The organism is Xenorhabdus griffiniae (genome assembly GCF_037265215.1).
Lineage (GTDB): Bacteria > Pseudomonadota > Gammaproteobacteria > Enterobacterales > Enterobacteriaceae > Xenorhabdus > Xenorhabdus griffiniae.
Genome location: NZ_CP147737.1, coordinates 2,856,090 through 2,881,526, shown reverse-complemented (window position 1 = coordinate 2,881,526; position 25,437 = coordinate 2,856,090). Strand labels below are relative to the sequence as shown.

Annotated in this window: 12 protein-coding genes and 3 pseudogenes; 5 read left to right on the top strand and 10 right to left on the bottom strand. The window is 43.7% G+C overall.

Annotated features, from left to right (window positions below; translation table 11 throughout):
• Nucleotides 1-513 precede the first annotated feature (513 nt).
• Nucleotides 514-1,398 (bottom strand): annotated as a pseudogene (locus tag WDV75_RS12500) (IS982 family transposase).
• 109 nt (nucleotides 1,399-1,507) lie between these two features.
• Between WDV75_RS12500 and WDV75_RS12495 the strand changes: the two are divergent.
• From WDV75_RS12495 to WDV75_RS12480, 4 genes and pseudogenes are all read left to right on the top strand, one after another.
• A pseudogene (locus WDV75_RS12495) lies at nucleotides 1,508-1,588 on the top strand (transposase); the annotation flags it as partial.
• Between the two features lie 568 nt (nucleotides 1,589-2,156).
• On the top strand, nucleotides 2,157-3,494 hold the full coding sequence (gene ltrA / locus WDV75_RS12490; RefSeq protein ID WP_338803455.1) for a group II intron reverse transcriptase/maturase: 1,338 nt from the start codon (nucleotides 2,157-2,159) through the stop codon (nucleotides 3,492-3,494).
• A 234-nt stretch (nucleotides 3,495-3,728) separates the two neighbouring features.
• Nucleotides 3,729-4,100, top strand: a pseudogene (locus tag WDV75_RS12485) (Tn3 family transposase); the annotation flags it as partial.
• A 211-nt stretch (nucleotides 4,101-4,311) separates the two neighbouring features.
• Complete coding sequence (locus WDV75_RS12480) at nucleotides 4,312-9,519, top strand: autotransporter outer membrane beta-barrel domain-containing protein (RefSeq protein ID WP_338859909.1); 5,208 nt, start codon at nucleotides 4,312-4,314, stop codon at nucleotides 9,517-9,519.
• A 56-nt stretch (nucleotides 9,520-9,575) separates the two neighbouring features.
• On the opposite strand, the gene WDV75_RS12475 is transcribed toward WDV75_RS12480, so the two are convergent.
• The 4 genes from WDV75_RS12475 to WDV75_RS12460 all read right to left on the bottom strand — a co-directional run bounded on the left by WDV75_RS12475 (nucleotide 9,576) and on the right by WDV75_RS12460 (nucleotide 13,847).
• The gene (locus WDV75_RS12475) at nucleotides 9,576-9,992 is read right to left on the bottom strand and encodes a hypothetical protein (RefSeq protein ID WP_273558033.1); all 417 of its coding nucleotides are present in this window, start codon (nucleotides 9,990-9,992) and stop codon (nucleotides 9,576-9,578) included.
• 2 nt (nucleotides 9,993-9,994) lie between these two features.
• On the bottom strand, nucleotides 9,995-10,675 hold the full coding sequence (locus tag WDV75_RS12470) for a hypothetical protein (RefSeq protein ID WP_273558032.1): 681 nt from the start codon (nucleotides 10,673-10,675) through the stop codon (nucleotides 9,995-9,997).
• Between the two features lie 23 nt (nucleotides 10,676-10,698).
• Nucleotides 10,699-12,204 (bottom strand): hypothetical protein, encoded by a 1,506-nt coding sequence (locus WDV75_RS12465; protein WP_273558031.1) that lies wholly within the window; start codon nucleotides 12,202-12,204, stop codon nucleotides 10,699-10,701.
• A gap of 131 nt (nucleotides 12,205-12,335) precedes the next feature.
• Nucleotides 12,336-13,847 carry a hypothetical protein gene (locus WDV75_RS12460; RefSeq protein ID WP_273558030.1) on the bottom strand — a complete coding sequence of 504 codons (1,512 nt, stop codon included), beginning with the start codon at nucleotides 13,845-13,847 and terminating at the stop codon, nucleotides 12,336-12,338.
• Nucleotides 13,848-14,547: 700 nt separating this feature from the next.
• Here WDV75_RS12460 and WDV75_RS12455 point away from each other — a divergent pair.
• Entirely contained in the window at nucleotides 14,548-15,288 is a 741-nt protein-coding gene (locus WDV75_RS12455; RefSeq protein WP_273558029.1) for an IS5 family transposase, read from the top strand.
• Nucleotides 15,289-15,812: 524 nt separating this feature from the next.
• Here the strand turns inward: WDV75_RS12455 and baeR are convergent.
• The 5 genes from baeR to WDV75_RS12430 are packed head-to-tail and all read right to left on the bottom strand — an operon-like array spanning nucleotide 15,813 to nucleotide 25,410.
• Entirely contained in the window at nucleotides 15,813-16,520 is a 708-nt protein-coding gene (baeR, locus tag WDV75_RS12450; protein ID WP_273558028.1) for a two-component system response regulator BaeR, read from the bottom strand.
• Complete coding sequence (baeS, locus tag WDV75_RS12445) at nucleotides 16,517-17,905, bottom strand: two-component system sensor histidine kinase BaeS (RefSeq protein WP_273558039.1); 1,389 nt, start codon at nucleotides 17,903-17,905, stop codon at nucleotides 16,517-16,519. The genes baeR and baeS overlap by 4 nt, the downstream gene beginning before the upstream one ends.
• A 22-nt stretch (nucleotides 17,906-17,927) precedes the next feature.
• Nucleotides 17,928-21,023 carry a multidrug efflux RND transporter permease subunit MdtC gene (gene mdtC / locus WDV75_RS12440; RefSeq protein WP_273558027.1) on the bottom strand — a complete coding sequence of 1,032 codons (3,096 nt, stop codon included), beginning with the start codon at nucleotides 21,021-21,023 and terminating at the stop codon, nucleotides 17,928-17,930.
• Nucleotides 21,020-24,181 carry an MdtB/MuxB family multidrug efflux RND transporter permease subunit gene (locus tag WDV75_RS12435; RefSeq protein WP_273558026.1) on the bottom strand — a complete coding sequence of 1,054 codons (3,162 nt, stop codon included), beginning with the start codon at nucleotides 24,179-24,181 and terminating at the stop codon, nucleotides 21,020-21,022. The genes mdtC and WDV75_RS12435 overlap by 4 nt, the downstream gene beginning before the upstream one ends.
• Nucleotides 24,181-25,410 (bottom strand): MdtA/MuxA family multidrug efflux RND transporter periplasmic adaptor subunit, encoded by a 1,230-nt coding sequence (locus WDV75_RS12430; protein WP_273558025.1) that lies wholly within the window; start codon nucleotides 25,408-25,410, stop codon nucleotides 24,181-24,183. The genes WDV75_RS12435 and WDV75_RS12430 overlap by 1 nt, the downstream gene beginning before the upstream one ends.
• Nucleotides 25,411-25,437: the final 27 nt, after the last annotated feature.

The following is a 25,437-nucleotide window of genomic DNA, read 5'->3' as shown; positions in this document are numbered from 1 at the left end:
CCACCATGACATTCACTGAAAAACAGCAACACTGGGTGGCCATCATTGACTCCCAGAAGCAGAGCGGCTGACGGTGACTGCATTTTGCCAGCACCATGAGATTAATCTGGCTACATTTGAACCGTGGAATGTGAACACCAGCGACATCATGTAAACTGTATGGCTTAATTGAACGCTTACGAACATCGAGAGCAGCCGACTTACGAAAGCCTTTGTTTGACTAGGAATCACTAACTGACGACTTTTCCTAGTTGATAGCCTGCACAAGATTGTGGAACTACCGCCTGCCGGTGAATCCAAAAAAAGACTGTCAGGCACTGGGGGCCTTTTTGCCTTTGTTCTGATGATGTAAATCCAAGGAAGGAATGGAATTGATTCATAGACTCTCTAAGTAAAAATCCGCCTTCATAGAAGCGGATTTTTACTCAGTAATGGTAAATTGTTCTTGGTTGCGAAAACCCGATAGCTTTCTTGGATTAAATCACTATTTATTCCAGATCTTCTTAATTAACCTCAACTTTGTTTAAGCATCACCATTTCATGGTCACGTAAACCTAAGCTCGGCTTTTTCGACTGGAATGTATAAGCAATCAGTCCTGATACTATTTCCAGTAAAAAGCCGACTATGCTTCGGTGCCTTGAATGTTCTATCTGAGAAATATTTTTCAATTGGTCATTCACCGTTTCTATCAAAAACCGTTTTCTTAACATGACCTTGTCCCAAAGCGATAAAAATTTGGCTTTCATATTACGGCGAACATTCGTGATTAACGTAAGCCCTTCCTCTTTCAGTTCATCGCATAACACTTGGGATAAATAGCCTTTGTCACCATAGAGATGCCCGGTTAAACCTTTGACTCATTCCTTTACCGGCTGACGATCGTCAACATTTCCCGGTGTTAATTTAACGGATAAAATCTCACCGCAATCATCAATAATCAGAGGGAGTTTAAAGCCATAGAACCACCCTGTGCTGGTTTTTCCTCGCTGCGCGACACCCTCAAAAACTTTATGACGAGAAATACGTAGGTTATGGCAAACCGCGATTTTAGTGGGATCGATAAAGGCAATGCCGTGTGATTTTTGTTGGCGTGAAGAAAGGAAAGCGCATAACGGAATAAGGGCTCTTTTCTTCAATGTTATTATTCGATTGTAGCTCACCAGACTGGGGAAATCTGCTTTGAGGTATTGCTGCACATACTCAGTATAAAACGCTTTAAAATGACGATAATGGCTCATGTGAAATAAAATGAGGAGAGTCATTATTTCGCTGAGAGACAGGGAAGTGGCGCGATGACGCTTGAGCTGATTATTCTCAATGAGCTATTGTTCCCAAAGGGGAATAAATTTTTGGCAAAAGTCATCGACGCAACAGAAAAGTTCTTCTAAAGTAGTCATAGCCTGAGGATCCCCACGATTTTGTTTTCTAAGCAAAAACTTTGATCGTGCCTCAGGCACTGAGTTCCCTTTTGTCTTTCCTTTCTTAAGCGAAGTTCAGGTTTACCTAACTTTCGAAGGAATACTTTATCGAATGAGAACGGGATGTCCGTGGCGGGATTTACCCGAGGAATTCGGAAAATGGAATACCTTTTTGAGCGGTTCGCTAAGCTGCTCAGTGTCTTGCAGGTGAAAGTCCTGCCGCAGTAGTTGGTTGATTTGACTGCGTAGCTATGGCGTACGTGTGGATGGTGACTGAAACACGGGAGCAACGCCGGATAAACGTGACCCCTGACCCAGACTGTGGGTGCGCGCAAGTATGCAGCCCGTAACGCAAGTGAACCTGAACAAGCCTCGTAAATTTCAGCCATACCGTTATGCTGGGAGAGTGTGGTGTAGGGTGATCCTGCCGAGCCTTTAGAATGGGGGCGAAGGCCAGTGAATCATGATGGATTAACAACCATATGAAGTCATGACAGGGATCCGGGGTATTGAGGATGGGATGCATGTATAGCACTGAGTGGAACGAACGAGACCTCTCCCTGTCGTAGTCTAACCCACTGCGTAATCAAAGATATAAGGTAACCGCTGAAATTCTGAGAGATGCAGGATAGAGGAGTCGGAGGAGGTCATAGTACTGTTGATGGTAGGGACAACATAACCTGACCGTAGGGAAGGACCTCTACTTCTGTCATGCCTGTTGTTACAGGAGGTACTACGTGATTGCGAAAGCTCTAAACACGGCATTTGAAAAGGTACGAGTACTGCAACGCAAGCTATACCTGGCAGCCAAGGCGGATCCAAAACGTAAATTTGGTGTTCTGTATGACAAGGTATGTAGTGGTCGTGTGCTTGTTATGGCATGGACGCAGGTTAAAGCCAATAAAGGTTCTTCAGGAATTGACAGGTTAACAATCGATAAGATTGAAACTGAAATTGGTGTAGGTAACTTTCTGCAAGACATCCAGAAGAAGCTAGTTCAAAAGAAGTACTCTCCTCAACCGGTGCGTAGGGTTTACATTCCTAAACCGGATGGAAAGGAAAGACCACTGGGCATACCTGTTATTGAAGATCGTGTAGTTCAGGCAGCAGTAAAGATAGTCATAGAACCGCTTTTCGAAGCGAGTTTTAAAGATTTTTCATATGGCTTTCGGCCTCGCAGAAATGCGCAGCAGGCGCTGAGAGAAATCTATAAGTGGCTAAATTTTAAATGTTACTGGGTGGTAGATGCTGATTTGAAGTCTTATTTTGACACTATCCCCCATGATAAATTGTTGTTATCGGTGAGAACCAGAGTCATAGATCGCTCAGTTGTGAAACTGATTGAAATGTGGCTGAAAGCTGGAGTAATGGAAGAGGGAAACCTGAAAGCGGGGATAGCAGGAACTCCACAAGGAGGCGTGATATCTCCACTACTGGCTAATCTTTACCTGCACTGGCTGGATCATATCTGGGAAAAAGAGGGATTCAATCAGCGTGAGCATGACGCTCATCTTGTTCGTTATGCCGATGACTTTGTCATTTTGTGTAAGAAAGCACCGAGGTTTTATCTGGCTCAAGCCTGTAAGGTACTTGATCGGCTTGGATTGACGCTAAATACCGAAAAGACGAAAGTCGTTCATGCAATAAAGTCACCGTTTGACTTTCTGGGGCACAGGTTTGCAGTGCAGCCGTCCAAAAGGGATGGAAAATTGAGAACCTATTACTACCCCTCACCAGAAGCGATGAAAAGAGTAAAGCGAAAGATTCGTGAAGTGACACGAAAAGGTCAGCATCGGGATCTTCCGGAGCTAATCAGAACAGAAATAAACCCAATCCTTAGAGGGTGGGGTAATTATTTCAAGACGTGCAACTCCCGGATGCATTTCAAAAGCATCGCAAATTACACGATATGGACACTCTGTATTATGTTGAGGAAGAAGCACAAGAAGCGAACTAAAGGATGGAGGGACCATCCGCCGAGCTGGTTCTACAAGTATCACGGGTTATTTAAGTTGTATAGTCTGTCGATAAACGGAAACGAAGTCAGTCGGTATGCTCGCCTTGTAACGTCGTAATGCAGCAGGAAGAAGACAGTCGGAAAGCCGTGTGCGGGAAAACCGCACGCACGGTTTGACGAGGGGCCGCTGGGGAGATGACATCAAACTTGAGGCCTACTCTACAAGCGTTTCAATGCTTGGTCAAAAGGGTTTTTAAGAATCATAAAGAGGTTTTTTCGTATAACCCATCATCAAGGCATCGTGATTCTCAAAATCCATTCTTGAAACTCTATTCTCAATTGCCTACCTGCTGATCCTCAGTTAGAACGGAACGTACACCGCTCACAGAACCAGGTTGAGTCTTATCATCAACTCCAACTCCGTTCAGCCATCGCACAGGTCGGTGGCAAAAAGGAACTTACCGGACGAACCGACATCGAAACGGAAATCAGTAATCAGTGTGGGTGATTGATTGCTAACGCAATCATCTACTATAACTCTGCGATTTTATCCCGATTACTGAATAAACCGGAGGTATCAGACAGCATCAAGACGCGGGCATTAATAACCCAGCTGTTCCCTGTTGCCTGGCAACACATTTTGCTGAATGGGTATTATACCTTCCAGAACGAAGGGAAAATTATTGACCTTGATGCGCTCATAGCAACGCTAAATTTCGGCTGACGGAATTTTCGGCGATTCCAGCTTAGAACCCCATATAGAAATATTTCAATTCTTGACAGGAGTAATCGACGAAATAGTAAAGTTATTCTAAAGTATTAGTATTCAAAAGAGCTTCACTATTTTGTTTTCGCTAACAAACACTTTGATTAGTACCTCAGACAATTTAGCACTCTTACTTAAATGAAAATTAGATTATTTAGGTGTCCCTCTTATGAAGATATACGAACGCATTGTATTCCGAATAGCCCTTAGAGTGGTTTTATTTATTTCTGGAATGAACGTTAATGCAATAGCGGTTGCATCATCATGTGGTCCTTCAATTTCCGATGCTGAGACAGAACCCTGTAATCTGTCAAGTGGTGATAATCTTATTATCAATAAAGGTGCATCGATTAATGCCCCTAAAGGGCCAGTAAATGAATCTGATCCTTACGGTCTAAAATACAGTGCAGTTAATGTCGGCGATAACAGTAATCTGGCATCAAAAACTTTAGTTGATTACATTGAGAATAATGGAACTTTGCAGGGATCTAGTGGAGTCACAGTAACTTACACTGGTTCTGTTGAAAAGCTACTCAATCACGGAACAATAAGTGGAGACGAGTCCGGAGCCGTTTGGGTTTCTGGTCAAATAAACACGTTAGATAATGATGGTTCAATTAATGCCAGCAATGACTCTAGCTCATTGAATGCAATACAAATACAATCTGCGACTGGCCCATCTGATGATGGTAAATATGGATTCATAGATACCATCAAAAATCGGGAGAAAGGATCATTATGTAAAGGAATGTCGCATTGTACGCCATCTATTGATGGAATATCTGTTTATACTGCAACACTTAAGACACTTGATAATTATGGGATACTGAAATCTCAGAAAAATAACATTCTATCTAATCTCGCAACGTTTGATATCAATGATGGCAGTAATGTTGGCACTTTCAATAATGATGGGACAGTAACTGGCCTCTATCACGGCGTTCTGATTCGAGGTGGGGGATACCTAGAAAATCTGAATAATAACTCCGGGAGTAAAGGGATCACGGCTGACCAGGACGCAATTCAGGTCACTGGGCAGGGCAGGGCTGAATTGGATGTTAATCCCCAGATCAGGCCGTCTAAAATTAAACAAATTACCAATGCTTCCTTGTTATACGGAAAGAAGAATGGAATTCATATCGACGATAAAGGCGTTGTTGATACCATCACGAATTTGGACGGAGGTGTAATAAAGGGAGACCAATTCTCTATAAAGAATAATGGCACTATTACTAACGATATTCATAATTCAGGCGCAATTGATGGCAATGTCGAGCTTGGCAGTGCCCGCCTTTATATGTCTGGTCCAAATGTAACCCTAAAGGGCAATGTGTCCGGGGCGAAAAATTCAGTGGTCACCATCGGGGCAAAAGGTGCTACAACAGGAAATCTGGATCTTACCTATACCCATGACATGAATATTGGTACGGTCAATATATTATCCGGCAGCACGTTACGTTTGGGTGACGGACATAACACGGGAAGCATCACCAGTAACGTGGATAATGCAGGAAGCCTTTATTTCAACCGAAACAATAAAGTGACCTATAACCACATTATTAGTGGAGCAGGTTCAGTTCACCAAGTGGGTAGTGGCACAACTATTTTGACAGAGACGAATACTTATACCGGTGAGACAAAAATCGAATCGGGTACTTTGCAACTTGGTGATAAAGGAACAGCGGGAAGCCTTGATAATACTTCCAAAGTGACAATCGGGCAGAGCGGTGTACTGGCCTTCGATCGAACAAATCCCATCCTCTTTGCCGCTGATATTGAAGGCGCCGGTTTCCTTCACCAACAGGGCACCGGTGATTTGACTTTGACCGGTAATGTGACTACGGGTAAACCAATCACAGTGACATCAGGCAAACTGCGGTTTGGTGATGACAACACTATAGGCAAACTCTCGCTCGCCGGAATCGACAACAAAGGCGCGGTTGTCGTTGCCGGTACGAAGAACAGTGTGGTGACACTCGATGGTGAGATAAGCGGGACAGGCACTTTGGAGATCGCCGGCGGCAAAGCTATCATAACCAGTGACAGCAACTACTCGGGCCAGACTAGCATTGGCAATGGCGCAACGTTACAGCTCGGTCATGGTGGAACGACCGGAAACCTGACCAAAAGCGATATCTTAAACAAAGGCACTCTGGCACTCAATCTGAGTGGAACAAGCAACTTTGAGGGTGTTATTTCTGGAAGTGGTCATATTGATAAAATTGGCGCTGGCGTAACGAGGCTCAGTTCAGATTCCTCGGCTTTTACAGGATCAACGCATGTTGAAAAGGGAACTCTTATCGTTGATGGACAGCTAGGCACAACAACTTCGACTTTCAATGTTAAAAATGGAGGGACTGTTAATGGCACAGGCATAGTTGGGGGTAAAACAACGATTGAAAGCGGCGGTCACCTTACAGGCAAACAAGGTGATACTCTGACATTTAGCAAAGATCTTATTCTCAATAGCGGCGCAAATGTGGATATTTCGCTTGGGGCAAAGGATGTCTCCGCGCCGGCATTATTTGATGTTCATGGTGATCTGACATTGGCAGGAACACTTAATGTCACGGATCTTGGCGGATTAGCAGCAGGTGAATACGATATATTTCACTATGGCGGCACCTTAATCGATAACGGAATGACGTTCACTGGCGGAAAACCGGACTCATTCTCTCTCGGTACAAATAGAAACCATGAAGTCCATCTCATCAATACTGGCGGCATGATCCTGAACTATTGGGATGGTGGTGACATCAGTAAACACAACAATAATGCCATTGATGGTGGTGATGGTATTTGGCAGATAGGTGGAAATGATAACTGGACGTCAAAAACAGGCAATTCCAATGCCAGTTGGAAAGGCACTGACCAGTTTGCCATTTTCTCAGGGACCGCAGGGACTGTGCAGGTAGATAATAGCGGCGGCAATGTCACTGTAAATGGTATGCAGTTTAGCGCCGATGGCTATAAAATCACTGGCGGTTCTCTGATCTTAGAGAATGATAAAACAGGCAGCGCCAAAATTCGTGTTGGAACGGGTAATAAGTCAACTGCTGGTAGGGTTGCCACGATTGAATCAACCCTGACAGGGTCGGCTACACTTGAGACAACGGATGACGGGACGTTGGTTTTGAAAGGTGAGAATAAGTATACCGGCGGCACGACAGTGACGCGGGGTGTCCTCCAGATAGGGGACGGTGGTACCCAGGGCAGTATTTCCGGTGATGTGGTCACAGGCAGTAAAGGGACGCTGGCTTTTGACCGCGCAGATGCTGTGACATTTGGCGGCAATATTACTGGCGAAGGCAAACTTATTCAAAACGGTAAAGGGACGCTGGCGCTTACCGGCACGAATGCTCATTCAGGCGGCACGACAGTGACGCAGGGTGTCCTCCAGATAGGTGATGGCGGCACCCAGGGCAGTATTTCCGGTGATGTGGTCACAGGCAGTAAAGGGACGCTGGCTTTTGACCGCGCAGATGCTGTGACATTTGGCGGCAATATCACCGGCGAAGGCAAACTTATTCAAAAGGGTAAAGGGACGCTGGCGCTTACCGGCACGAATATCCATTCTGGTGGTACAGTAATTCGTCATGGCATTTTGCAAATCGGTGATGGACATAGCAGCGGAACCCTTACCGGATTGGTCGAAAGTGGGGTCGGTACGAAACTGGTTTTCAACCGTGCTGATCAAATGGCATTTTCCGGTTCCCTAAAAGGGCAAGGGCAAATGGTGCAGGCGGGTAACGGTACAACCCTTCTGACCGGCATTAACAACTATACAGGCACGACGGAAGTACAGAAAGGGACGCTTCGCCAAGGATCGGAAAGGGCTTTCAGTGCAGATTCGTCTTATACAATCGGGCAACATGGTAAGCTTGATATGGGCGGATTTAATACGACTATTTTCGCTTTGAATAACAGTGGCACAGTCTTGGCTGGTGGAGATGACAAAGCCGTAGGGCGTACACTGGTGATCGCAGGTAACTATAGCGGTAATAACGGTATAGTGAGTTTATCGACCGTGTTGGAAGGAGATAACTCAAAGACTGACAGACTGGTGGTGAACGGTAATACATCTGGCACAACTCATCTCGTTATCAAAAATGTCGGCGGCGCGGGGGCACCGACGACTGAAGGCATCAAGGTTGTTGATGTGAAAGGCACGTCGGATGGCATTTTCAGTTTGGTTGGTGATTATAGTTATAAGGGAGAGCAAGCCGTTGTGATCGGTGCCTATGCTTACCGGCTTCATAAGAATGGTATTGATAATTTGGATGGAAATTGGTATCTGCGCTCGTCGCTGACCAGTCAAAAACCCAACCCAGATCCTCTACCAAAGCCACAACAACTCTATCATGCTGGCGTTAGCGTTTACGAGGCTTATGGACGAGTTTTACAGACCCTGAATATGCCTGAGTCTTTGCATGGACGAGTTGGCGGGCGTGAGGACAAACTGCGGGGTGTGAATAGCTTCAGAACCACTGCTGACGAGGATAGCGCAGATGATAGCACAAACCCATCATTGCCCAGTGGCACATGGGGACGGATGGCAGCTTCTTACGGCAGATTATCACCCCGTATCACCACATCTGGAGCTGGCGATATCACCTATAACATGGCTCGTGCTCAAATCGGCATAGACGGCCGCTTGTATGAAAATGACCACGGCTCAGTGGTTGGTGGTGGTTTCCTGCAATATTCGAATATTAATGCAAACGTGGACTCCGTGCATGGTGAAGGTAAAATCCGTGCGAATGGTTACACGATAGGTGTGACAGGTACATGGTATGGCAATAATGGGTTTTATCTGGATGGCTTAACGCAGCTTACCTACTTTGAAAATGACTTGGATTCAAAGACGGCCAGTCGGCAACTGGGGAATAATAAGTCCGCTCTGGGCTATGCATTGGGTCTGGAAGCAGGGCAACGGTTTGATTTGACCCCAAAATGGTCGCTGACTCCGCAAGTACAGCTTGTGTATTCTGCCATCAATATGAATGACTTCTATGATACATTTGGAGCCAAAGTCCGCTTTGATCAAAGTAGGAACGTGAAATTGCGCATAGGTGCGACGATAGACTACAGCCAAAAGTGGAGCGAAGATCAGGGCAAGGCTGAAAAAGCCGCTAATCTTTACGGCCTGTTCAATCTTCGCCAAGAGCTGCTGGGGCGTAATGATGCGGTTGATGTTGCAAATGTTGCCTTTCACGGGGGGAATGACCGCACTTGGGCTGAGACAGGTATCGGGGGTTCCTACAATTGGAATGATGGAAATTCTTTCATCTATGGTCAGACTTCCGTCAACACCAGCCTGAATAATTTTGACAGCTATGAACTGAGTGCGAAAATTGGGCTAAGGATGACGTGGTAATATAAAAATATGCAATAAGAATGAAACCGTGGAAAATTATTCCACGGTAATCACTATCAGATAGGTATAGGTGGGACGGGAACTATAGGCGAGACTGGCAGCCAGCTTGCCAGAGAAATGAAAAAGTTAGAGAATTGAGTTGGACCACTATAATCATTAAAGGCAACATTATAGACTGTTCCATAAGTTGGACTTTCCGGATTAGGTGTTATTATGTTTTCAGCCCATGTATTATCAAGACGGGGACTTTGTGGGCAATCTACTGTACATATTAGATCTCCAGGTGCTCCATCATAAGCAAATGAACTAGCAATTCCATAGTCAGGAGACTGATAATTCCAAGTGAAAAAAGGCCTTCCAGTAGAACTCTCTTTTAACTGTACGAAATAATAATATTGAGATACTCTTTGAAAGAAAATCGACACACGTGTACCATTACCTACCGCTGGAAATAAAAGTGTCTGCATTGCCATAGTTAAAGCTCTCCCATAGTATGATTTATGTTACCAACAAGATTATTAATTGTCACCTGTATAATACAATGCCCAAATTTTTGACCTTTTAGATTTATTTTAAATTCTCCATATTCGTTTGTAGTCATTGAGTATCTAGTATCAGGATTTGAACCAATTTCAGGAACGTCAATGATATTAACGGGTTGAATTAGTTTATACTGAAAATCAGTATTTTTAATTAATTCATTCTTTTGTTTATCGTAAACCTGAATTGTTAGAATTTCATATTCATAACCGACTGGTTCATATCCAGTTATCATTAGAATAGCTTCAAGAGATGTCTGCGGAGAAGCCGAGTCCTTAATTGAGACAGGGGTGCTACCAGATTTCAGCTGCATATTTAATAAATCAGTAATAGTGTAGAAAACATTATAATTTCCGAGAGGGATCTTAGAAAAAGGAATAGTTATCTGATATGTTAAATCATCGATATTTTCATCTGTGATGAAATATGGTTTTGAGAATATATCTGAAGTCAAATAAACAATGATTTTATATCCAACACGAAATTTTTTATGTCTATTTACTATAACCACTAGTATATTTTGATCTAGTTCTGATTCGTCAATAGTATTATTACGGCTTTGTGGTAAACTTGGAGGGATGAGCACTTCATCCATTATTATATTATTTACTGACATATTATAACTTTCCATTATTCTGGTTAAAGTGCAACAGTACCAAAACTTCTAGTGTAAAGTTTCGATTTTTGGGCCGGAGCAAGGCGGCTATAGACAATTGTGATTAACCCTACATCGTAATCATCTGCAACAGCATACCCAATTAACTTGTCGGCAGTTAGCTGAAACTTAAAATAGCCATTGGATATTTCACTCTTTTGAACAATATAATTTTTAAGAACAGAAATCGGCATCGGACGATTTTTCTCCGGTAGAGTATCAATGCAATGTGAAATATAGGTGGTAATTGTTATCTTATCACCGGCGGCGATAGTATGCTCGTAATCGTTAGGGTCAGATGGCAATCTGATTTCAAGGCCTTTCTGACCGATGCTATCGATATTAATTGGATCATATAGACCAATAAATTGGTTGTCTTGATCGTACACCTTTGGTTCAACCAAAGTTCTGTGTTTATCATTAGAACTCGGGCCATTAATACCACCGTTATCATAATTGATGTAATTAAACTTGGATCTTACTGGCATACCTGTTTGGTCAAGCGCAACATAGCAAAGATGATTATCACCCGAATACAGGTCGCTGTAAGCAGCCTTAAATTTATAATATCCGTTTTCTTCACTTGTTATCTGCCCAGCGAAAAGTTCTGTCTTAAAAATGTCTTTTTTATCGTCCGTCACAAACCCGATGATAAAATCACCAATTTGGGCTGTCTTATAGCTCGGAACCATGACCGTAAACTCATCCGCTTGATCCGGCCTTGTTAAAGTAGAAGACAAGAGTGTTTCTTCAATGCTCGGTGGCTCCAGGCTGCTGGATACATCAGTCGGAACGGTCGTAATAAATATGGTTTGTTTTTGATTGTATTCCTCATCATTGAATATCGTATCAAGCGTAACGAACTTATGTACATTCTGAGTAGCATATATTTTTAGGTTCACCGCTGCACTTGATGTTTTCTGAATCAGGTAGTAATAAAACTTATTATCCCGGTCAATATCATAAGGATAAATTTCATCCATGTCCTCTGTGAATATTCGCAGCGGAGCTGTTGTACGAAGGGGAATATCATAGTTTGAGATTTGCCCCCCCTTCTTTAATATCGGATTGATTGATGCTGAAACGAATGGGTTGTCCTTCCCTGGGGCGGGACCCGTTAATCCAACAGGTTTAGAGTCATACAAATAAGCCGCAGTTCCTCTCAGTACACAAGTATCGGGGTTCAGGTCTGGATTATCAACAGGATGATAGGTTACATCCGTATGTGCTCCGTTTGGTGAATTTGAGGTAAAACTGATTTTGTGAGTATCACTGCTTTCGTCGGCTTGAAATATCAGTTGTTGAGAAAATATTTGTCCATCAACTTTGCCGGGGAATGTCTTGAGTAATGTCACTCCGGGTGGGAGAACAGCACTGATCTCCACCGTACTCTGAATATTATTTTCACCATTTATTGAAACAACCACACTGAAGGGTTGCCCTTTGATAATATTTTTACCATCAGCAGGAACTGTTGTCATGTTAGCCATTATATTATCCTTTCAAAATATTATGTTTATTCTTAATTTGAAATCACATTCTCTAGGTGTGTTCAATAACGGATATTAACTCTGTAAGGTAACAGCCAATAACAGTCACTATTAGTTGTCACACATTCAGGTTAGTGAGGTTCGACTGTACCAAAACTCCTAGTGAAAATTTTCGATTTCTGCTTCTGAGCAAGACGGCTGTAGTCTATCATGAGCACTCCTACGTCATAACCATCGGCTCTGTCATACCCCATCAGTTTATCGGGTGTGATGGGAACCTTATAATAACCATTTGTTATTTCTGTCGATTTCACAGGGTGATTTTCAACCACGACAATCGGTAAGGGACGTGCTGGTGAGAAAGTATCAACGCAGTGTGAGATATAGGCTGTAATCGTGATCTGATCACCTACGGCGATGGTATGATCTGGATTAGTGGGATCGGATAGCAACCAAACCTCAAGCCCTTTTGTACCGATACTGTAGATATTAATTGGGTCGAATCTGCCAATATATTGACCGTACTGGTCATATACTTCTGGGGCAACCAGAGTCCGGTGTCCATCAAAGGAACTTGGACCGTTAATACCGCCATTATCATAATATATGTAATTAAGCTTGGATCTTACTGGCATACCTGTTTGGTTAAGCGTAACATAGCTGATATGATTATCACCCGAATACAGGTCGTTGTAATCGGCTTTCAACCTATAAGATCCGCTTTCTTCAGTTGTTAGCTGCCCAACGAAGAGCACCTTCTTAAAAGTGTCTTTTTTATCGTCCGTTACAAACCCAATGATAAAATCGCCGATTTGAGCTCCCTCGTAGCTCGGAACCATGAACGTAAACTCATCCACTTGTTGCTCCGGCCTTGTTAAAGTAGAAGAAAAATATGTTTCTTCAATGTTTGGTGGCTCCAGGCTGTCGGATACATCAGTCGAAACAGTCGTAATAAATATGATTTGCCTTTGACTGTATTTCTCATCATTGAATATCGTATCAAGCGTAACGAACTTATGTACATTCTGAGTAGCATATATTTTTAGGTTCACCGCTGCGCTTGATGTTTTTTGAATCAGGTAGTAATAAAACTTATTATCCCAGTCAATATCATAAGGGAAAATTTCATCCATGTCCTCTGTGTATATTCGCAGCGGAGCTGTTGTACGAAGCGGAATATCATAGTTTGAAATTGCTCCCCCTCCCTGATTTAACATTGGATTGATTGATGCTGAAATGAATGGGTTGTCCTTCCCTGGGCCAGAACCCGTTAATCCAACAGGCTTAGAGTCATACAAATAAGCCGCAGCTCCTCTCAGTACACAAGTATCGGGATTCAAGTCTGGATTATCGACAGGATGATAGGTTACATCCGTATGTACTTTGCTCGGTGAGTTTGAGGTAAAACTGATTTTGTGAGCGTCGCTGCTTTCGTCGGCCTGAAATATCAGTTGTTGAGAATATCTTTTTTTATCAACTTTGCCGGGGAATGTCTTGAGTAATTTCACTCCGGGTGGGAGAACAGCACTGACCTCCACAGTATTTTGAATATTAGCTTCACCATTTATTGAAACAATCACACTGAAGGGTTGCCCTTTGATAATATTTTTACCATCAGCAGGAACTGTTGTCATGTTAGCCATTATATTACCCTTTCAAAGTATAAAATTTATTTTTTACTGAAAACCATATTCTATAGTGATGGTCAATAGAAGGTTTTGACTCTTTATCGAAATATCACAGGAATGACAGGGTTTATATTTATGATTTACTTTATAATAAATAAAATACCGCAATTCCTGAATGGATAATTTCAATTATATTTGAAAGTTAGAGTGTGTTCAAACAAATAAAATCAAGTATGAATAATATAAAATAATAATCACATCAACCGAATCATTAATATTTGCCCTGTAAAAGAATCACACTTATATATAATTAAATGTCATTATATAAAAGCATTATTAAACCAACCATGTTCTAAATATTTTATCTAGAAAAACATCACATTTGTAAATAATTAAATAATATTTAAAATCACAATTAAGAGATCAAGAAAAATTAATTGCAAATTGTTCGCCATAGCCTTCAAATAAAACATTTAGCTCATTCTCCATTGTATCCTGAGTCTAGGTGATAAAACTCCGCCCGTGGTATTTGACCTGTTTTCAGACGATTTCAATCTCTCCGGGTCTGATTCCCCGCCGCTTGCGGCGATGTCAGTCTAGTTTTCCTAATTTACAAATTAATACTAGGGCGTGTTGACGTTTTGAAAGGGGAATTTGAACAGCATGATGATCTGGTATCATTGTCTTCGCGAAAAAACCATTACTCCAGCTCATCATGCCAAGAACAATGTTATCAAAATCTTTATGGAATACGCTAGCTGTATTGATGCAACAACATGGATGCATTTACTACAAAGAAGAACATTACCTAACTTTCGAAGGGATACTTTATCGAATGAGAACGGGATGTCCGTGGCGGGATTTACCCGAGGAATTCGGAAAATGGAATACCCTTTTTAAGCGTTTCAATGCCTGGTCAAAAAAAGGGGTTTTTGCGCTATTATTCAAATTGTTATCTGAGAATACGGATACCGAGTGGTTATTCATTAATGGCAGTATTGTGCGTGCTCATCAACACAGTTCAGGAGCCGTATCACCGGAAGATGAAGCCATTGGCAAGAGTCGGGGTGGGCGTTCTACAAAAATTCATTTGGCTGTAGACAGTTACGGGCTGCCCGTGCATTTTGAGCTGTCAGGGGGCAAAACACATGACATTGTCCATGCGGAAAGTTTAGTTGCACATTCACCCACATCCGATTACGAGAGTAACGTGTTCAGAAGATTCGTTGAAAAACGAGGTTCGAAAACAGTGATTCCTTATCGAAAAAACAGCCGAAAATCAGATAAGAATATTGATGATGTTTTATACCGTTATCGGCATTTGGTCGAAAATGCGTTTGCCAGAATAAAACATTTTCGAGCTATTGCGACAAGATACGATAAATTAGCCCGAAATTATGCCAGCATGTTGGCGCTGGCATTTGTCATGATATGGCTACCCATGTGGGTTGAGTAAATGATAAACGGTAAACGTCAACACGCCCTAGAATGGCTGCGTAAAAGTTTATACTCAATACTACAAGATGTTAATTCGATAAGACTCTCAACGTAAGGGTAATTGGGGGGACGCAGATTCCCTAGAAAAGTTCACTCCCCCAACTTCTTCAGCTTCAGAATTGACCAGTGGCTCAACATGTTCCAGCATACGATATAGATTCAATAAACCGCCTTGATTTCCAAAAAAATAGTTTCCTGATAATTGGATATGGCGCTAGGCTACAGGAGAGAAACAGGCGATTTGGTTGACGGCTTTCTGATATTTTTCTATTAATGCAGACAGTAGTGCTAACTGTAATAATAATACTGTTTTCTATAAGTCTGGCGCACTCGTTCCACTAATCGATTTGATAATCATTTCTACCTTTTTACGGAACGCCCCAAACGTCAATCAGGTGATCCCCCTGCACGATCTGTTACCGTGGAATGTGAACATCAGCAACACATGTAAACTGCACGGCTTAATTGAGCGGTTACTGTATCTCATATCAAACGACAGATTTCAGCTTCCCAACGATAACCCAATCCATAAATGGAACGGATAAAAGATTTATCCCCATCCAGTTGCTCCAGTTTTCTGCGCAAGTTTTTAATGTGGCTATCAATCGTACGGTCATTCACAATGCGATGATCGTCATAAAGGTTATTCAATAGTTGATCACGGGAAAAAACCCGCCCTGGTTGGCCGGACATAATTTTGAGCAGACGGAATTCAACCGGTGTTAATTCAAGCGCCTGTTCAAGATAACGCGCCTGAAAGTGTTTTTCATCAATAGTCAGTGCGCCTTGCTCACTGATGATCTCCTTCGGACGGTAACAACGGCGTAAGATTGTCTTGACCCTGGCTACCATTTCCCGCGGGCTATAAGGTTTACAAATATAATCGTCAGCCCCAATTTCTAAACCGAGCAGTCGGTCAATTTCTTCCGTTTTGGCAGTCATCATGACAATCGGGATATCTGAAAATTTACGTAATTCCCGACAGATCGATAATCCATCAAGACCGGGCAACATAAGATCAAGCAAGATAATATGAGGATGGTATTTTTGCACATGAGCGATGACTTCATCACCACGCTTGAGCCATTGGGTTTGGTAATCTGCGGATTGCAGATAATCAACCAGCAGTTGCCCTAACTTTGGTTCATCTTCAACGATGAGAACAGTATATTGTGTCAGTTGTGTACTCATTGTGTTTCAAGTTCAGACGATTTAATCAATGGTAATTCTACGTGAATTTTAACACCACCTAAAGGTGAGCTTTCCGCACGTATTATCCCAGTATGGGCTTCAACAATGTTATAGCAAATTGCCAGCCCAAGCCCTGAACCTCCGCTTGCGCGGTTACGGGAAGATTCACAACGATAAAAACGTTCAAAAACCTGCTGGCATTGTTCGACAGTCAATCCAGGTGCACTGTCTTGTATATCCAATATCCATTTTTGCTGGTTGGAATATCCGCAAATAATGACCTTTCCATGCTCATTGGTGTAACGCAGGCTATTTTCCAGCAAATTATGAAATAACTGTGTTAGCCGATTTGGATCAGCAAGCAGGGTTATATTTTCCTTTACATTCAATGCCAACGTGATTTGCTTATCCGCAAAACGGCCATGATAATTCGCTACGGAGATTTGCAGTAATTCACTGACATTAACAGATTCTTTTCTATACGCCAGCGAACCGCGATTAGAAAGGGATAATAAATGCAGATCGTCTACCAGTTTTGTCAGGGTAGTGACTTCAGCAAGCAAGGAACAGATAGTTTCCGGCGTTAGTTTCCGTACACCATCTTGTAAAGCTTCCAGTTCACCGCGCAGAACAGAAAGTGGAGTACGCAGTTCATGGGAAATATCAGCCATGTAATCACGGCGCATCTGTTCATTTTTTTCCAGCGTGCTGGCAAGTTGGTTAAAATCCATTGCCAGTTTACCGATTTCATCTTCACTGGATGGAACGACACGAATACTGAAATCGCCTGCCGCGAGTTTATGTGTCCCTTCCACTAACCGCTTAACTGGTCTTAAAAGGCCACGTGAGAGAAGAAAAGTGGCGATTAATGCCAGTAAGGTGGAAAAACCGACAATAGCCCAACTGGTAAGTTGCTGCTGGTGAGCGAAGCTAATATCAGCCTGACGGGTAATTTTATCTGAGGCACTGACAATTACCCAACCGACAATATTGTTTTTATAGGTGATCGGCTCGCGATAACTTTCTACCGGAATATCATTAGAATGCCCGACTAAACGATGCATGTGAGTATCCACAACCCAAAATTGGGGACGCCACCCGTGAGGTTTGGTTTTCTGATGCGGGTTGTCATTCTGTTCAATCGTGCGGATAATTTGAAATATCGCGCGATCATTTTCAGTCAGAAAATGCCAATTGCCATATTGCTGGTATTGTTCTGTCAATGCTTGTGCCAGCGTATTCGCCCGATTTTGGCTATTTTGTTTAATATAGCCCATAAAACCGTGCTGAAAGCTGAGGTAAATGCCCCAGTGCATTGTGATCAATACCAGCATACAAGTGGCAAAAATGGCCAGAAAAAGTTTACTGCTGATACCTATTCTTATCCTGAATTTCATTCTAGCTCAACTAGTTGGCGTCAACTCTCTGAGAGGGTATTGTTTTGCGAAGGCGCCATTTTTCACGTAATCGGTCAAAAAACAGATATACAACCGGAGTGGTATACAACGTGAGAAGCTGGCTTACCACCAGACCACCTACAATCGTGATCCCCAGTGGGAAACGTAATTCTGCACCATCCCCATTGCTCAATACCAAAGGTAAAGCACCAAACAGGGCAGAAAGCGTCGTCATCATAATCGGACGGAATCGCAATAAACTGGCCTGAAAAATCGCTTCCTGAGCACTGAGCTTGCTGTTTCGTTGAGCTTCAAGGGCAAAATCCACCATGATAATGGCATTTTTCTTAACAATACCCACCAACAGCATAATCCCAATCATGGCGATTAGGCTAAAGGGGGTATTGAACAGTTCCAGAGCCAGCAAAGCACCTATACCCGCAGAAGGCAGGGTAGAAAGGATTGTCAGAGGATGAATATAATTCTCATAGAGTACACCAAGCACCAGATAAACAGCGACTATAGCCGCCAGGATCACCAATAATTGCGAACGTTCACTCTCTTGAAAATCCTGTGCTGTGCCGGCAAAAGAGCTACGTACTGCTGAAGGAACACCCAGTTCTGTTATTGTTTTTTCTATTGCACTGATTGCATCAGACAGCGTATAGCCTGGCGCTACATCAAAGGCAATGGTAGAAGAAGCCGAAAGTTCCTGGTGATAAACATCCAATGGTGCATTGGCAGGGCGCCATTGAGCAAAGTAGGAAAGGGGAATGCGTTCTCCTTTGCTATTAATGACAAACATCTTCTCCAATGCACTGGGATCTTGGTTATATTGCGGTGCCACTTCCATGACCACTTTATATTGATTCAAAGGGGCGTAAATCGTGGAAACCTGTCTCTGACCAAAAGCATTGTTGAGTAAATTATTTGCCTCAGCAACATTGATGCCTAAACGAGCCATCACATCACGATCATAAGTAATCGCTATTTCAGCGCCTTTAGCTTCTTCGTCTTCATCGCCGTTGACATCCACCAATTGAGGCAATTTTTCCAATGCTTTCTTGACGATAGGACTCCATTTGCGCAATGCGTCAAAATCATCTGACAGTAAATTAAACTGGTAAGTCGATTTACCGCCTCGTCCTCCGCTTCTCAGGTCCTGAACAGGAACTAAATAGAGACGTGCTCCCGCTTCATTGGTCAGTTTACTTCTTAAGCGGGTAATAACTTGTTGGATGCTTTCACTACGCTCTTTCAATGGCTTCAGTGAAACAAACATAAAGCCCATATTGATGCTGTCACCACCGGTAAAACCTACGACATTATCCACGGTTGGATCATCATCGACAACTTGCATAAAGCGTTTCATTTTTTCCCGCATGGCCTGAAATGAAATGCTTTGGTCAGCAACCACAAACCCCAACATTTTTCCGGTATCTTGTTGCGGGAAAAACGTTTTCGGAATACTGATATAGAGCCAGATATTCAGCGCGATAATGCCAACCAATGTCAACAATACCCAGCGAGTATGGTTGAGTATCCATTTTAATGAGCGGGCATAGCCTTGTTGAATGCTCAACAAAACCTTACCGAATCCCCGTGTTTGCTTCTGAGCATTTTTAGGTGTGGATTTGAGCAGATGGGCACACATCATCGGGGTTAAGGTCAGTGAAACGAACAAAGAAATCCCAATGGCAGTTGCCAGGGTAACAGCAAAATCCCGGAATAGCCTGCCAAGTAATTCATCGATCAATACAAGGGGAATAAATACCGCAATCAGTGACAGGCTCATAGCCAGCACAGTAAACCCAACTTCTCTGCTTCCCTTGAGAGCCGCCTGCATGGGGGTTAAGCCCGCATTTAAATGACGGGAAATATTCTCCAATACCACAATGGCATCATCGACAACAAATCCGGTGGCAATAGTTAATGCCATCAACGAAAGATTGTTGAGGCTGAAACCACATAAATACATGGCGGTAAAAGTACCAATGAGCGATACCGGAACGGCAATTGCCGGGATCAGCGTAGCTCGGCCGGAACGTAAAAACAGGAATACGACCAGAATCACTAAAGCGACGGCAATGGCTAATGCGCGTTTTACTTCGTGCAGGGAAGCCTGAATAGTTGGTGAACGATCCTGAGCAACGTTGAGCTGAATATTAGCAGGCAAGGAGGCTTGCAGGGCAGGGAGCTGATCACGAATGCGTTGCACGGTTGAGATGATATTTGCACTCGCTTCGCGGCGGATAATAAGCACAATTGCAGACTTATTCCCAGACATGCCTGCGGCGCGGATATCCTCGACAGAGCGCTTAACATTTGCAACATCCTGCAACCTGACAGGTGCTCCATTATTATAATGGACAATAATCGAACGGTAACTGTCAGGTGTTTTCAATTCATCATTGGTGCGTAGCTGCCAGATCTGGTTATTGGTATCAACATGGCCTGTCGGCAGCCGAACATTAGCATTATTGATGGCATTACTGACATCGTTGAGAGAAATACCTTGGTTGAAGAGCGCATTAGGGTTTAGCTCAACACGTATAGCCGGTAATGAACTACCACCGACACTGACTTTGCTGACACCTTCTATTTGAGAAAGCTTTTGCGCCAATCGGGTAGACGCAAGATCATACAGTTGCCCCTCACTATAATTATCTGAGGTGAGAGTTAAGATCATGATTGGGGCGTCTGATAGATTAGCTTTATGATACCTTGGCTTGTCTGGCATACCGGAAGGTAACAAGCTTTGAGCGGCATTGATCGCGGCCTGGACATCCCGTGCTGCGCCATTGATATCCCGATTGAGATCAAATTCCAGGTAAATAGAAGAACTTCCCAACGAGCTGGCAGAAGACATCTCTTTTACCCCCGCTATCCGGCCTAATGCGCCTTCCAGAGGCGTCGTTACGGAGGACGCCATCGTTTCTGGTGACGCGCCGGGCATGAAAGCCTGAACTGTTATCACGGGAAAATCAACTTGTGGCAACGGCGATATAGGCAGCAGGATAAAACTGAGTGCCCCACATAGAGTGATGGCTAAACTCAGTAATGTGGTGGCAACTGGTCGCTGGATAAATAGGGCGAAGAATTTCACAGCGGCTCCTGATGATTAACTGAGGATTTATCTAGCCTTATTTGTTTATCTTTCTTATTGTTTTTATTGCGACGGTAGTGTGCTAACTGATCAAACAACAGATAAATAACAGGCGTTGTGAATAAGGTTAGGATTTGGCTCATAATCAGACCTCCCACCATACTGACGCCTAACGGACGGCGCAGCTCTGCACCAATACCGGTGCTCAACATCAATGGCAATGCGCCCAGCAGTGCTGCCATTGTTGTCATCAAAATTGGCCTGAAACGTAACAGACAGGCCTGATAAATAGCTTCATAAGGAGTCATCCCTTTCTCCCGCTCTGCGGCCAGAGCAAAATCGATCATCATGATGGCGTTTTTCTTCACAATGCCAATTAAGAGAATGATGCCAATGATGGCAATAATATCCAGTTCGTACCCGCCAGCCATTAAAGCTAACAATGCGCCAACCCCCGCAGTAGGTAAGGTTGACAAGATAGTGACAGGGTGAATAAAGCTTTCGTACAAAATACCGAGCACGATATACATGGCGACGACAGCCGCTAAAATCAGCCAAAGGGTATTACTGAGTGCATCCTGGAACGCCAGTGTCGCTCCCTGAAATTGCGTAATGATATCTTTTGGCATTTGGATTGCTTGTTCTGCCTCTTTGACGGCATTGACCGCTTGTTCAAGGGATGAATCTTTCGCTACGTTGAATGAAAAAGTGGCCGCAGGAAATTGTTGCAGATGGTCAATAGACAAATTCCCTAACCGTTGTTCAACTGTGGCAATGGTATTGAGAGGTACCATTTTGCCATCATTACCGGTCAGATAAAGATTGTTTATTGCTTCCAGCCCCGATGAATTCTTCGTATCTTGCTCAAGGATAACGCGATATTGATTTGACTGAGTGTAAATAGTTGAAATCAGGCGTTGGCCAAAAGCGTTATACAAAGCATTGTCGACGGCGGCCATAGAGATCCCAAAACGGCTGGCCATATCCCTATTCACATTGAGGTAGGCTACTAACCCCTGATTTTGCCAATTGTTACCGATATCCACCAATTCTGAACGTTGTTTTAGGGCATGTTGCAATTTTGGAACCCAGACTGCGAGTTCATCAAGCGAAGTGGCTTGCAACGTAAATTGGTATTGCGTGCGCGATAGCTGGGTATCAATGGTCAAATCCTGAGTGGGTTGCAGGTATAACTTGACGTCGGGAACTTTAGCAATTCGCGCTTGCAGGCGTGGGATCACCTCGTCAATCCGGTCGTCACGCTCCTTGAGTGGTTTCAACGTGATTTGAAGACGTGCATTATTCAATGTTGGATTGCTACCATCGATACCAATAAAGGTGGTGACATTGTCTACAGCAGGATCTTTTAATAGCAGAGCCGTAACTTGCCGCTGTTTATCTGCCATTGCATTGAACGAAATGGATTGTGGTGCTTCCAGTGTGCCTTGGATCAGGCCATTGTCTTGCAAGGGAAAGAACCCTTTAGGGATCATGATATAAAGTAGGGCAGTCAGGGCTAACGTACCGAATGCAACACCAAGTGTTATCCAGGGATGATTCAACACCCGTTTCAGGAGGACAGCATACACGGCAATTATGCGTTCAAAGAAGCGTTCGCACGCTTGCTCGAAGCGATTGTGTTTAATATCAGCTTCGGGTTTCAGCATCCTTGCACACATCATCGGCGTTAGCGTCAGTGAGACAACGGCAGAAATTAAAATCGCGACGGCGAGGGTAATGGCGAATTCCCTGAATAGCCGACCGACGATATCCCCCATAAATAGCAGAGGGATCAAAACGGCGATTAATGAGAAAGTCAGGGAAATAATCGTAAAACCAATTTCACCCGCGCCTTTTAGCGCTGCCGCCAGCGGTTTTTCTCCCCGTTCAATGTAACGGGAAATATTTTCTATCACCACAATAGCATCATCCACCACAAAGCCGGTTGCGATAGTTAATGCCATTAAGGTGAGGTTATTGACGGAAAAGCCGCAAAAATACATCACAGCAAATGTACCCACCAGCGAAAGCGGTACGGCAATACTTGGGATCAAGGTTGCCGTTACATTGCGCAAAAACAGGTAGATCACCATGACGACCAGCGCAATAGCCAGCAACAATTCAAATTGCACATCTTTGACGGAATGACGGATCGAAACCGTACGATCTGTCAGCATTTCCACATTGACAGATTTGGGCAGGCTGTTGATCAATTCTGGCAACATGATGCGGATATTATCCGTAGTTTCAATAACATTAGCCCCAGGCTGGCGCTGGACATTGATGACGATGGCGGGTTTTTCATTCGCCCATGCGCCCAATTTGCTATTTTCCACGCCCTGTTCAATGGTGGCGACATCACGCAAGCGGATCGGCGCATCATTTTTATAGGCCACGATTAAATTGCGATAATCATCGATAGATTTCATCTGGTCATTGGAGGATATGGTAATAGAGCGAGTGGGGCCGTCAAAACTGCCTTTTGCCGAATTCACATTGGCTTTCATGATAGCAGAACGGATAACATCGCTGTCTAATCCTTGTGCCGCCAAAGCTTGTGCGTTCAATTTCACGCGCACAGCGGGGCGTTGCCCGCCCGCCAACGTCACCAAACCGACACCACTGACCTGAGAAATACGCTGGGATATGCGCGTTTCCACCATATCTTGTACCTGACTCATCGGCAGGGCATCAGAGGTTACGGCCAGCGTCAATATAGGCGGATCAGCCGGATTGACTTTGCTGTAAATGGGGGGATAGGGCAGATCATCGGGCAATAGATTACTGGCTGAATTGATCGCCGCCTGTACATCTTGCTCTGCCACGTCTAAGGGTAGTGAGAGCTGAAATACCAACGTGATAACAGAAGCTCCGCCGGAACTTCTGGATGACATTTGTTTTAAGCCGGACATTTGACCAAACTGGCGTTCCAGTGGTGCAGTGACAGCGGATGTCATCACATCTGGATTGGCACCAGGATACAGTGTTACCACCTGAATAGTGGGATAATCCACTTGTGGCAATGCAGAGACTGGTAGCATCCGGTAACCCATTATCCCGGTCAGCAAGATAGCAATCATAAACAGTGTTGTGGCAACAGGGCGCAGGATAAACAGGCGGGATGGCCCTCCGCCGGTCATTGGAGAATCAGATTGCATTAGGAATTCTCCATCTTACCGTTTGATTGCTCTGATTTTTTCTTATTTTGATCCGCATTAAGGGCTTCGATTGTCAAAGGTTTGACAATTTCAACTTTGGCGCCTTCGGTCAAGTTATCAATACCATCAGTGACGACACGCTCACCTGCTGACAGCCCACTGTTGATGACCACCAATTGATTATCTTGCAGGCCAGCAATGACTTTATGCTTACTGACTTTGTTCTCTTTATCCACTTTCCAGACGAAATTACCGCTATTTCCCATCTGTAAACCAGCCGTAGGGATCACAACGACATCGTCCAGGGTATTGACTTTCATCTGAATATTGACGAATTGATTAGGAAACAACACATTATCTTGATTATTGAATTGGGCCTTCATCTTGATCGTGCCAGTCGTAACATCAATTTGATTATCGATACTGATAAGTTTTCCTTGTGCCAATTGCTGCTGATTATTGCGATCCCATGCAATGACAACCACATTTTTGTGATTTTTTTGCGCCTTTAACACAGCACCAATATCGTTTTCAGGCAGGGAAAACACGACATCAATAGGATCGACTTGCGTAATAACGACGATTGGCGTTGCTCCTCCACCAGATACGTGATTGCCGATATCAATGCGTTTTAATCCGACGCGACCGGAAATCGGGGCGGTAATACGGCTATATGCCAATTGCAGTTTGGCTTCGTCGATATCTGCTTGGTCGGCCTGTAAGCTGGCTTCACTCTGACGAACCAAAGAGATTTGTTTATCCAGCTCTTGCTGAGAGATCAGTTTACTTTTCGCCAATTGCTGAAAACGGAGCAAATCTTGTTTAGTGTTAGCTAATGTTGCTTGATCTTTGGCATATTGCCCCTGCGCTCTTGCCAGTTTGACTTGGAAGGTGCGAGGATCGATTTCTGCCAGCAAATCCCCTTTTTTGACGTATTGACCTTCATTAAAATGCAGGGCGATTAACTGACCTTCTACCTGGCTGGTGACAGTAACGGTATTGGCCGCCAGGACCGTTCCTAATCCTCCTAGGTAATGAGGTATCGATTTGATTTCGGCCGTCGCTACTTGTACTGGTGGTTGAAAGGGATTAGGTTTTGATTCTGCATTCTGAGAATCACTTGTTGATGAAGATACGTTGAAGTATTTCCACGCAAAGAAAACGGCCCCGATGATCACGGCGAGTACCGCAGCGAGTCGGAAAAAGTAGGAACGGCTTTTATTATTCATTTGCTCGACATTCTCTTAGTGTTATGG

Coding starts and splice junctions, on each gene's coding strand:
- WDV75_RS12480 (WP_338859909.1), top strand. CDS start 4,312: ATGAAGATATACGAACGCATTGTATTCCGAATAGCCCTTAGAGTGGTT.
- WDV75_RS12475 (WP_273558033.1), bottom strand. CDS start 9,992: ATGGCAATGCAGACACTTTTATTTCCAGCGGTAGGTAATGGTACACGT.
- WDV75_RS12470 (WP_273558032.1), bottom strand. CDS start 10,675: ATGTCAGTAAATAATATAATAATGGATGAAGTGCTCATCCCTCCAAGT.
- WDV75_RS12465 (WP_273558031.1), bottom strand. CDS start 12,204: ATGGCTAACATGACAACAGTTCCTGCTGATGGTAAAAATATTATCAAA.
- WDV75_RS12460 (WP_273558030.1), bottom strand. CDS start 13,847: ATGGCTAACATGACAACAGTTCCTGCTGATGGTAAAAATATTATCAAA.
- WDV75_RS12455 (WP_273558029.1), top strand. CDS start 14,548: ATGCCAAGAACAATGTTATCAAAATCTTTATGGAATACGCTAGCTGTA.
- baeR (WP_273558028.1), bottom strand. CDS start 16,520: ATGAGTACACAACTGACACAATATACTGTTCTCATCGTTGAAGATGAA.
- WDV75_RS12435 (WP_273558026.1), bottom strand. CDS start 24,181: ATGCAATCTGATTCTCCAATGACCGGCGGAGGGCCATCCCGCCTGTTT.
- WDV75_RS12430 (WP_273558025.1), bottom strand. CDS start 25,410: ATGAATAATAAAAGCCGTTCCTACTTTTTCCGACTCGCTGCGGTACTC.